Source organism: Stutzerimonas stutzeri, from assembly GCF_000935215.1.
Classification (GTDB): domain Bacteria; phylum Pseudomonadota; class Gammaproteobacteria; order Pseudomonadales; family Pseudomonadaceae; genus Stutzerimonas.
This window is the reverse complement of the sequence record NZ_JXXD01000016.1, coordinates 1-9,718: the sequence shown is the minus strand read 5'-3', so window position 1 is coordinate 9,718 and position 9,718 is coordinate 1. Positions and strand designations below refer to the sequence as shown.

Here is a 9,718-nt window from a genome sequence, read left to right as displayed (position 1 = left end):
GGCCACCGCCGTGGCTGTTCTGGCCACCCTTGCGGCCGGCCTCGGAGGCCTTCTCGCGGTCGTTGGCGAAGTTGCCGCCGCTGTTGTGACCACCCTTGCGGCCGGCCTCGGAAGCTTTCTCTCGATCGTTGGCGAAGTTGCCAGGATTACTATTTGCCATGTGTTTTTCTCCTCAATTGGATAGACACGTTCACAAACGGCTGAAAGAGAGAGATCAATCAGCCTCACTGTGTCAGAGGAAGACTTCAGACAAGAGTTTCGGTGAATTCAAAAGTGTAGACGAATGGTTTTCCCCATGTTGCGTATGACTATGGCGGACTGAAATCACAGGCGAAGCGGCAAAGTTGCAGGAACGAATTATGATTATCCGAGCGCGGACTTATCCAGCCGCGCCTCAGGCCGCAAGTTTCGTCTTGCGCTCGGCCAGAAGGCGCATCACGTAGCCGATCTTCAGCGCCGTGGGGCCGAGGATGACCAACGCATGGGCTGCGATGATGCTGCCCATCGCCAGATGTCGATCGAACAGGTAGGCGCCGCTGATGCCCAGCAGCAGGAGCAGTATGCCTGCGACCATCAGCGCATTTGCGGCGCCCATCAGGCGTTGTGGAGAAGCTGAGTGATAAAGCATGACTGAATCTCCTTCGGGGAGAGGCTCGCGCCGGGCGAGCCTCCGAATGGATCAATCGAGTGCCGACGCGGGACCGAAGAACTCGTAGCGGGTTTGCTGTTCCGGCACACCGAGTGACTTCAGCTGGCGGCGGACGGCAGCCATGAAGGGTTTCGGCCCGAGGAAATAGGCGTCTACGTCGCGGTCTTCCGGTAGCCATCTGCCAAGCTGTTGCTCGGTCAGGCGGCCAACGGCATCCGGCGCGGCATCTGCGCCGTCGTGCTCCTCATAGCAGTAGAAACGCTTGAGCTGGGCGTGACGCTCGGCCAGCCCGTCCACGCTGCGGCGGAACGCATGCACGCCGGCATTGCGCGCGCAGTGGATGAAGTGCACCGGTCGTGCGCTGGCCAGAGCCTGTTCCAGCATCGCCAGGGTAGGCGTGATACCGACGCCGCCGCTTATCAGCACCAGCGGCTTGTCGCCCGGTTCGAGGGTGAACTCGCCAGCCGGCGCGAACAGCTCCAGCACGGCACCTTCGGGCATGGCATGCAGCGCGTTCGAGGCGACGCCGCCGGGCTCGCGCTTGACGCTGATGCGGTATTCACTGCCATTGCTGGCGGCGGACAGCGAGTAGTTGCGGCGCACCTCCTGGCCGTCGACCTCCAGGCGCAGGCCGATGTACTGGCCGGGCAGAAATTCCATCAACGCGCCGCCATCTTCCGGCTGCAGGTGAAAGGAGGTGATCTCTGCGCTTTCGACGGTCTTGCGCGCAATGCGAAAACGCCGCGCCCCCCGCCAGCCACCATCCGCCTCGGCCTTGATCTGGTAGAGATTCTCCTCCTGACCGATAAGGATGTTGGCGAGTTGCTGGTAGGCGGCGCCCCAGGCGTCGATCACGGCGTCGCTAGCGATCTCGTCGCCGAGCACTTCGCGGATCGCCCGCAGCAGGCAGGAGCCAACCAGCGGGTAATGCTCGGGCAGCACCTGCAGCGCGACATGCTTATTGATGATCTGAGCGACCAGCGGACCGAGGGCGTCGAGCCGGTCGATGTGTTTGGCATACATCAGCACGCCGTTGGCCAGTGCACGCGGCTGTTCACCGCTGGCCTGGTGGGCCTGATTGAACAGCGGGCGCACTTCGGGATGCTCACTGAGCAGCAGGTTGTAGAAATGGGTGGTCAAGGCCTCGCCGCCGCTTTCCAGCAGCGGCACGGTGGCTTTGATAAGGGCAGTCTGTTCAGCGCAAAGCATTGCTAACTCCTCTGATGGGACAGTCGTCCTGTATTCGCGGGGCGAACACGAAACGTTCTGCCATAGAGGCTTTCAACAATCGTTCCAGGTCGAAAATTGACTTGAATCAAGGTTTGCAGGATGTGCGAGGTAAAAAGAACCTTGGCTTTCCATGGTGATATGGACCGTAAAGGGTCGGAATTACCTTAGTTGTTACGATCGAACCTCGCCCGCTGGCAGCTTTCTTACCAGGGGCGATCCGCGATATTTCATTCAAGCAGGAGAGAGGGCCATGGAGATCTACCACATCACTCACGAAGATGACCGCTGGGTGCTACGCGAAGAAGGCGATCAGCGCGCGTTGCTCGAAGCCGGGAATCGACAGGACATTCTCGATGAGACGCGCGACTACATGAAGCTGCGTACTGCGCTGGTGAACGTCCACGGCGACGACGGCAGCGTCGAGGAGGAGCATCGCTACCCGCAGGAGCAGAACCCGCTGGAGACCAGGGGCTGACAGCTTGGCCATTGTGCGCTGGGTGGGCTGCCAACCTAGTCGAGGACTTCGATACGCAGCGTGTTGGTGGTGCCAGGTTGGCCGAGCGGCACGCCAGCGGTGATCAGCACCGTGTCACTACTGCCGGCCATGCCCTGGGCGCGCGCCAGCTCGAGGGCGTGGCTGCTGACCTGCTCCATATCGCGCATCGGTGCATCCACCACCGAATACACGCCCCAGGCCACCGTGAGCTTGCGCGCGGTGGCGGTGCTCGGCGTCAGGCTGAGGATTGGCGTGGCCGGGCGCTCGCGTGAGGCGCGCAGGCTGGAGCGGCCTGATTCGGTGTAATTGACCAGCACCGCAATCGGCAGGATGCCACTGATGCGGCGGATTGCGCAGCTGATGGCATCCGGCAGCGTTGCCTCGGCATTCGTCGGTGCACATCGAGCTGGGCCTGGAAATCCGGGCCGCCTTCGACCTGGCGGATGATCTTGCTCATCATGCTCACCGCTTCCAGCGGGTAGTCGCCCGAAGCGGTTTCCGCCGACAGCATCACCGCGTCTGCACCCTCGGCGACCGCGTTGGCCACGTCGGTGACCTCGGCGCGGGTCGGCGCCGGGGCGAAGCGCATGGATTCGAGCATCTGCGTCGCCACCACCACCGGGCGGCCGAGCTGGCGGCAGATGCGCACGATGTTCTTCTGAATGCGTGGCACATTCTCCGGCGGCACCTCCACGCCGAGGTCGCCACGCGCGACCATGATCGCGTCGGACAGCCGCGCGATCTCGCGCAGGTGCTGCACCGCCGAAGGTTTCTCGATCTTCGCCATGAGGAAGGCGCGCTCACCGATCAGCTTGCGCGCTTCGTGAATGTCCTGTGGGCGCTGGACGAAGGACAGGGCCACCCAATCCACGCCCAGTTCAAGGCCGAAAGCCAGGTCGCGGCGATCCTTCTCCGTCAGCGGGCTAAGCTCCAGCACTGCTTCCGGCACGTTGACGCCCTTGCGGTCGGACAGCTCGCCGCCGGCGACCACGCGGGTGTCGATGGCATCGCTGTGGCGCGCGGTGACCGTCAGACGCAGGCGGCCATCGTCGATCAGCAGCTGCATGCCCGGCTCCAGCGCGGCGATGATCTCCGGGTGCGGCAGGTTCACGCGTCGGTTGTCGCCCGGCGTCGGGTCCAGATCCAGACGGAAGGCCTGATCGCGATCCAGCCGCACCTTGCCCTCGGCGAAGCGGCCGACCCTGAGCTTGGGCCCTTGCAGGTCCATGAGGATGCCGATCGGTTGGTTCAACTCACGTTCCACCTCGCGAATCCAGGCGAAGCGTTCGGCATGGTCGGCGTGCTCGCCATGGCTGAAGTTCAGGCGGAACAGGTTGACCCCGGCGGCGACCAGCGCCCGTACATCATCGATGCTGCGGGTGGTGGGGCCGAGGGTGGCAAGTATCTTGACCTTCTTGTCGGGTTTCATGGCGGGCTCGCTGGCAGGTGAGCGTCCTCGGTCTAGGCCGAGGGCGGCAGAATCAGGATGGCGCGGAAATCGTTGACGTTGGTACGCGTCGGACCGGTAACGATCAGGCTATCCAGCGCGGCGAAGTAGCCATAGCCGTCGTTGTTGGCCAGCGCATCGGCGGCACGCAGGCCCTGTGCTTCGGCGCGGGCGAAGCTGTCCGGGGTCATCAGTGCGCCGGCGTTGTCCTCGGAACCGTCGATGCCATCGGTGTCGCCGGCCAGGGAGTAAACGCCGGGCAGGCCTTGCAGGCTTTCGGTGAGGGCGAGCAGGAATTCGGCGTTGCGTCCGCCACGGCCGTTGCCGCGCACGGTCACCGTGGTCTCGCCACCGGAGAGGATCACGCAGGGCGCGGCGATCGGCTGGCCGTGCAGCACCACCTGGCGGGCAATGCCGGCATGCACCTTGGCCACCTCACGCGCTTCGCCTTCCAGGTCGCCGAGGATCAACGGGGTGATACCGGCGGAACGGGCTACTTCGGCTGCCGCATCGAGCGACTGCTGCGGCGTGGCGATTAGCTGGAAGTGGCTGCGCGAGAGAATCGGATCGCCCGGCTTGAGGGTTTCCGAGCGTGGGTCTTCGAGCCAGGCGCGCACGTTGGCCGGCACCTCGATGTGGTAGCGCTCGAGGATCTCCAGTGCCTGCGCCGATGTGGTCGGATCGGCGACGGTCGGGCCGGAGGCGATCACCGTGGCTTCGTCGCCGGGTACGTCGGAAATCGCATAGGTGTATACGCTGGCCGGCCAGCAGGCCCTGGCCAGGCGGCCGCCCTTGATCGCCGAGAGATGCTTGCGCACGCAGTTCATCTCGCCGATGTGCGCGCCGGAACGCAGCAGCGCCTTGTTGATCGCCTGTTTGTCGGCCAGCGAAATCCCTTCGGCCGGCAATGCCAGCAGCGAGGAGCCGCCGCCGGAAAGCAGGAAGATCACCCGGTCGCTTTCCTCGAGGTTGCTGACCAGCTCCAATACGCGGCGTGCGACGCGCTCGCCGGCATCGTCCGGGACCGGGTGCGCGGCCTCCACCACCTCGATGCGGCGGCAGTCGGCGTGATGTTCGTAGCGGGTCACCACCAGGCCGGACAGCTCGCCTTCCCAGACCTGCTCAATGGCTTCGGCCATGGCCGCGGCGGCCTTGCCGGCGCCGATGACGATGGCGCGACCGCTGCGGTCTTCAGGCAGGTGGTCGGCGAGCACGTGGCGCGGATGGGCGGCCTCGATGGCGCTGTCGAACAGCTGGCGCAGCAGGGCTTGGGGATCGATGGGCATCTCTGGCTCCTTGGGTCTTTTTTTGCAGAGGCCGATTGCAGACCTTAGGGCTCGGCAATGCAAGCGCTAAGGGTTGAAATCGACCCGCCCGGCAGTCGGGCCGTGACTCCTTGTGCCGGGCGAATCGAAAAGATGCCGTCCGCAGACGGCGGTTGGTGTGCAGGCGCGCGGGGCCCTGGTCGTGGGGGAGACGCGATGATTCCGACCCCGCGTACCTGCACACCAACCCTTTGAGCATCACTGGTGCTGAGCGTTGCGCTGATCCCACCACCTGGTCTGTCTGTCCCTGAAGGTGGGGGCGCAGGCCCGACTCAGTGCGCTCGAAGGCTTTACTCCTTGCGGATCGAGAAATTGGCCATGTGCTCCAGGCCCTTGATCAGTGCCGAGTGGTCCCAGCCGCTGCCGCCGATGGCCGCGCAGGTGCTGAACACCTGCTGGGCGTTGGCGGTGTTGGGCAGGTTGAGGCCCAGCTCGCGGGCGCCGGCCAGGGCGAGGTTGAGGTCCTTCTGGTGCAGGCTGATGCGGAAGCCCGGATCGAAGGTGCCCTTGATCATGCGCTCGCCGTGCACTTCGAGGATCTTCGAACCGGCGAAGCCTCCCATCAGCGCCTCGCGCACCTTGGCCGGGTCGGCGCCGTTCTTCGCGGCGAACAGCAGGGCCTCAGCGACCGCCTGGATGTTCAGTGCAACGATGATCTGGTTGGCCACCTTGGCGGTCTGGCCGTCGCCGTTCTCGCCGACGCGGGTGATGTTCTTGCCCATCGCCTGGAACAGCGGCAGGGCGCGCTCGAAGGCCGCTTCGCTGCCGCCGACCATGATCGACAGGCTGCCTGCCTTGGCGCCGACTTCACCGCCGGAGACCGGGGCGTCGAGGTACTCGGCGCCGCTCGCCTTGATCTTCTCGGCGAACTGTTTGGTAGCACTGGGGGAGATCGAGCTCATGTCGATCACCACTTTTCCTGGGCCGACGCCAGCCGCAATGCCCTGGTCGCGGAACAGCACGTCTTCGACCTGCGGGGTATCCGGCACCATGACGATGATGAACTCGGCTTCCTGTGCGACTTCTTGCGGCGTGGCCAGGGCGATGGCGCCGGCCTGCAGCAGGTCGGCGGGTGCCTTGTCGTGGTGTTCGGAAAGGAATATTTGGTGGCCTGCGTTCTGCAGGTTGCTTGCCATGGGCTTTCCCATGATTCCGGTGCCGATAAATCCGATCTTAGCCATGGTCGTTTCTCCTCAAATTCTGTTCGGGTCAGATGGCGTTGTGCGTCTTCAGCCAGGCGAGGCCTTCGGCGGTGCTGGTGGCCGGCTTGTACTCGCAGCCGACCCAGCCCTGGTAGCCGATGCGATCCAGATGCTCGAACAGGAAGCGATAGTTGATCTCGCCGGTGCCCGGCTCGTTGCGACCGGGGTTGTCCGCCAGCTGGATATGGTTGATGGCCGCCAGGTTGTTCTCGATGGTGCGCGCCAGGTCTCCTTCCATGATCTGCATGTGGTAGATGTCGTACTGCAGGAACAGGTTGGCGTGACCGACCTTGCCGCGAATCTCCTGCGCCTGGGAGGTGTTGTTGAGGAAAAAGCGCGGGATGTCGCGGGTGTTGATCATCTCCATCACCAGGCGGATGCCGGCTTCCTCGAGCTTCTGCGCGGCGTAGCGCAGGTTTTCGATAAAGGTGATTTCCAGCTGGCCGAGGTCGGCGCCACGCGGGGCAATGCCGGCCAGGCAGTTGACCTGGGTGTTGCCCAGCACCTTGGCGTAGGCGATGGCCTGGTCCACGCCGGCGCGGAATTCCTCGACCCGCTCCGGCAGGATGGCGATGCCGCGCTCGCCGCCAGCCCAGTCGCCGGCCGGCAGGTTGAACAGCACCTGGGTCAGCTGGTTGGCGTCCAGCCGGGCCTTGATCTCCTCGGGCGGGTAGTCGTAGGGGAACAGGTATTCGACGCCGGTAAAGCCGGCTTCGGCAGCGGCAGCAAAGCGGTCAAGGAAATCGACCTCGGTGAACAGCATGGACAGATTGGCGGCAAAGCGGGGCATGGTTCTCTCTCCTGATCTGTAGGGATCAAATTCGGTTCTGCATTGCGGCGGTGTGGTGACCACCCTGGGTGTTGCGTTGCGGTGGATATGCTTCGCGATATCCACCCTATGGTTGCACTGCGCTGGCGTGGCGTAGGGTGGAAAACCGCGAAGCGTTTTCCACGCGTACGAGTGATGCCTAATCCAGCAATCCAACCGCGGTCGGGGCATCTTCCCGGCCTGCGGCCAGCGCCTCGAACTCGTTGATGGCGTCGATCTCGGTGCCCATGGCGATGTTGGTCACCCGTTCGAGGATCACCTCGATCACCACCGGCACCTGATGCTCGGCCATCCAGGCCTGCGCCTGTTCGATGGCCGGGCGCAGGTCTTCCTGCCTGAACACGCGCAGTGCTTTGCAGCCCAGCCCCTCGACCACCGCGACGTGATCGACGCCGTAGCCTTCCATGCCGCTCTGGTCGGCATTGATGTTCTCGAAGCCGAGCTGCACGCAGTAATCCATCTCGAAACCGCGCTGCGACTGGCGGATCAGCCCGAGGTAGGCGTTGTTCACCAGGATGTGGATGTAGGGCAGCTTGAACTGTGCCCCCACCGCCAGCTCCTCGATCATGAACTGGAAGTCATAGTCGCCCGAAAGCGCCACCACCTTGCGCGCCGGGTCCGCGGCAACCACGCCGAGCGCTGCCGGAATGGTCCAGCCAAGCGGGCCGGCCTGGCCGCAGTTAATCCAGTGGCGCGGCTGGTAGACGTGCAGAAACTGCGCGGCGGCGATCTGCGACAGGCCGATGGTGCTGACGTAGCAGGTGTCCTTGCCGAAGGCGTTGTTCATGCACTGGTACACACGCTGCGGCTTCATCGGCACGCTGTCGAAGTTGGTCTTGCGCAGCATGGTGCGCTTGCGCTCCAGGCAGTCGGCGGCCCAGGCGCGACGATCCGGCAGACGACCTGCGGCCTTGCGCTCCTTGGCTACCTCGACAAACAGCTCGAGCGCGGCGCGGGCGTCGGAGACGATGCCGTAGTCCGGCGCGAACACCCGGCCGATCTGCGTCGGCTCGATGTCGACGTGAACGAATTTGCGGCCCTTGGTATAGGTCTCCACCGAGCCGGTGTGGCGGTTGGCCCAGCGGTTGCCGATGCCGAGCACGAGGTCGGATTCCAGCATGGTCGCGTTGCCGTAGCGGTGGCTGGTCTGCAGTCCGCACATGCCGGCCATCAGCGGATGGTCGTCGGGGATCGAACCCCAGCCCATCAGGGTCGGGATCACCGGCACGCCCACGGTCTCGGCGAATTCCACCAGCAAGGCCTCGGCCGCGGCGTTGTAGATGCCTCCACCGGCGACGATCAGCGGGCGCTCGGCGGCGCAGAGCATGTCGATGGCTTTGTCGATCTGCTTGCGGGTCGCCGCCGGCTTGTACACGGCGAGCGGCTCGTAGGTGTCGATGTCGAATTCGATCTCGCCCATCTGCACATCGAACGGCAGGTCGATCAGCACCGGGCCGGGGCGACCCGAGCGCATCACATGGAAGGCCTGCTGGAACACCCGCGGCACCAACGCCGGTTCGCGAACGGTAACCGCCCATTTGGTCACCGGCTTGGCAATGGATTCGATGTCGACGGCCTGAAAGTCCTCCTTGTGCAGCTTGGCACGCGGCGCCTGACCGGTGATGCACAGGATCGGGATCGAGTCGGCCGAGGCGGAATACAGGCCGGTGATCATGTCGGTGCCGGCCGGGCCAGAGGTGCCGATGCACATGCCGATGTTGCCCGGCTTGGCACGGGTATAGCCCTCGGCCATGTGCGAGGCACCCTCGACGTGGCGGGCGAGGATGTGACGAATGCTGCCGTCGGCCCGCAGGGCGGAATACAGCGGGTTGATCGCGGCACCGGGGATGCCGAAGGCGGTGTCGATGCCTTCCTTGCGCAATACCGCGACGGCGGCGTCGATTGCTCTCATGCGGGCCATGGATCACACCTCTTATTCGATAGTTTTTCTACGTGGCTCAAGCATGCCGCCCTGGATTCGCTGGCGGAATTGGTCGAGACTTCAGTTCTGTCGATATCAGGAGTATCGAATGGATCGCTATACGACCCTGCGCAGCTTCGTGCTGGTGGCCGACTGCGGCAGCTTCGCCGCGGCTGCGCACAAGGAGAACGTCACCCCGGTGGTGATGGGCCGGCGGCTGGATGCGCTGGAGCGGCATCTGGGTGTGAAGCTGATGCACCGCTCGACGCGCGGGCTGTCATTGACCGATCTGGGCGAGCAGTATCTGGAGCGCGCCCGTGGGCTGCTGAAGGATTTCGACGAGGTGGACGCCAGCATCAGCCATGACCGCACTTCGGTGCGTGGCCATCTGGTGGTGTCGGCGCCGGCGGCATTCGGCCGGCGACATATCGGCCCGCACGCACCGGCGTTCCAGGCGCGCTATCCGGACCTGCAGCTGTCGTTCAACTTCACCGACAGCGTGGTCGACCTGGTGCGCCACGGTTACGACATGGGCATTCGCATCGGCGAGGTGACCGACCCCAACTATGTGGCGGTGCGGCTGTTTCCGAACAGGCGGGTGGTATGCGGCTCGCCAGAG

At 64.4% G+C, this 9,718-nt stretch carries 9 protein-coding genes and 1 pseudogene; 2 read left to right on the top strand and 8 right to left on the bottom strand.

The window, feature by feature from the left end; genetic code table 11:
- The 3 genes from LO50_RS23990 to hmpA all read right to left on the bottom strand — a co-directional run.
- The coding region (locus LO50_RS23990; RefSeq protein WP_080902066.1) for a con-10 family general stress protein at nt 1–160 on the bottom strand (160 nt) is incomplete at its 3' end.
- Between the two features lie 234 nt (nt 161–394).
- Nucleotides 395–628: a hypothetical protein gene (locus tag LO50_RS02580; protein WP_014819394.1), complete on the bottom strand. Its 234-nt coding sequence runs from the start codon at nt 626–628 to the stop codon at nt 395–397.
- Between the two features lie 51 nt (nt 629–679).
- Nucleotides 680–1,858: an NO-inducible flavohemoprotein gene (hmpA, locus tag LO50_RS02575; RefSeq protein WP_044314026.1), complete on the bottom strand. Its 1,179-nt coding sequence runs from the start codon at nt 1,856–1,858 to the stop codon at nt 680–682.
- A 271-nt stretch (nt 1,859–2,129) separates the two neighbouring features.
- Between hmpA and LO50_RS02570 the strand changes: the two genes are divergently transcribed.
- Nucleotides 2,130–2,354, top strand: coding sequence for a DUF2188 domain-containing protein (locus tag LO50_RS02570; RefSeq protein WP_044314025.1), 225 nt, complete (start codon nt 2,130–2,132; stop codon nt 2,352–2,354).
- 35 nt (nt 2,355–2,389) lie between these two features.
- Here the strand turns inward: LO50_RS02570 and pyk are convergent.
- From pyk to gcl, 5 genes and pseudogenes are all read right to left on the bottom strand, one after another.
- Nucleotides 2,390–3,804: pseudogene (pyk, locus tag LO50_RS02565) on the bottom strand (pyruvate kinase).
- 32 nt (nt 3,805–3,836) lie between these two features.
- A complete protein-coding gene (locus LO50_RS02560; RefSeq protein ID WP_044314024.1) occupies nt 3,837–5,108 on the bottom strand; it encodes a glycerate kinase type-2 family protein in 1,272 nt (423 codons plus the stop codon).
- 329 nt (nt 5,109–5,437) lie between these two features.
- The gene (locus LO50_RS02555) at nt 5,438–6,328 is read right to left on the bottom strand and encodes a 2-hydroxy-3-oxopropionate reductase (RefSeq protein ID WP_041013142.1); all 891 of its coding nucleotides are present in this window, start codon (nt 6,326–6,328) and stop codon (nt 5,438–5,440) included.
- A 28-nt stretch (nt 6,329–6,356) separates the two neighbouring features.
- Nucleotides 6,357–7,139, bottom strand: coding sequence for a hydroxypyruvate isomerase (gene hyi / locus LO50_RS02550; protein WP_041013143.1), 783 nt, complete (start codon nt 7,137–7,139; stop codon nt 6,357–6,359).
- Between the two features lie 178 nt (nt 7,140–7,317).
- Nucleotides 7,318–9,099 carry a glyoxylate carboligase gene (gcl, locus tag LO50_RS02545; protein WP_044314023.1) on the bottom strand — a complete coding sequence of 594 codons (1,782 nt, stop codon included), beginning with the start codon at nt 9,097–9,099 and terminating at the stop codon, nt 7,318–7,320.
- A gap of 109 nt (nt 9,100–9,208) precedes the next feature.
- Between gcl and LO50_RS02540 the strand changes: the two genes are divergently transcribed.
- On the top strand, nt 9,209–9,718 hold a 510-nt coding region (locus LO50_RS02540), incomplete at its 3' end, for a LysR family transcriptional regulator (protein WP_044314022.1).

What these genes read in the sequence shown, in the direction of transcription:
- LO50_RS02580 (WP_014819394.1), bottom strand. Translation starts at nt 628, where the DNA reads ATGCTTTATCACTCAGCTTCTCCACAACGCCTGATGGGCGCCGCAAAT.
- hmpA (WP_044314026.1), bottom strand. Translation starts at nt 1,858, where the DNA reads ATGCTTTGCGCTGAACAGACTGCCCTTATCAAAGCCACCGTGCCGCTG.
- LO50_RS02570 (WP_044314025.1), top strand. Translation starts at nt 2,130, where the DNA reads ATGGAGATCTACCACATCACTCACGAAGATGACCGCTGGGTGCTACGC.
- LO50_RS02560 (WP_044314024.1), bottom strand. Translation starts at nt 5,108, where the DNA reads ATGCCCATCGATCCCCAAGCCCTGCTGCGCCAGCTGTTCGACAGCGCC.
- LO50_RS02555 (WP_041013142.1), bottom strand. Translation starts at nt 6,328, where the DNA reads ATGGCTAAGATCGGATTTATCGGCACCGGAATCATGGGAAAGCCCATG.
- hyi (WP_041013143.1), bottom strand. Translation starts at nt 7,139, where the DNA reads ATGCCCCGCTTTGCCGCCAATCTGTCCATGCTGTTCACCGAGGTCGAT.
- gcl (WP_044314023.1), bottom strand. Translation starts at nt 9,099, where the DNA reads ATGGCCCGCATGAGAGCAATCGACGCCGCCGTCGCGGTATTGCGCAAG.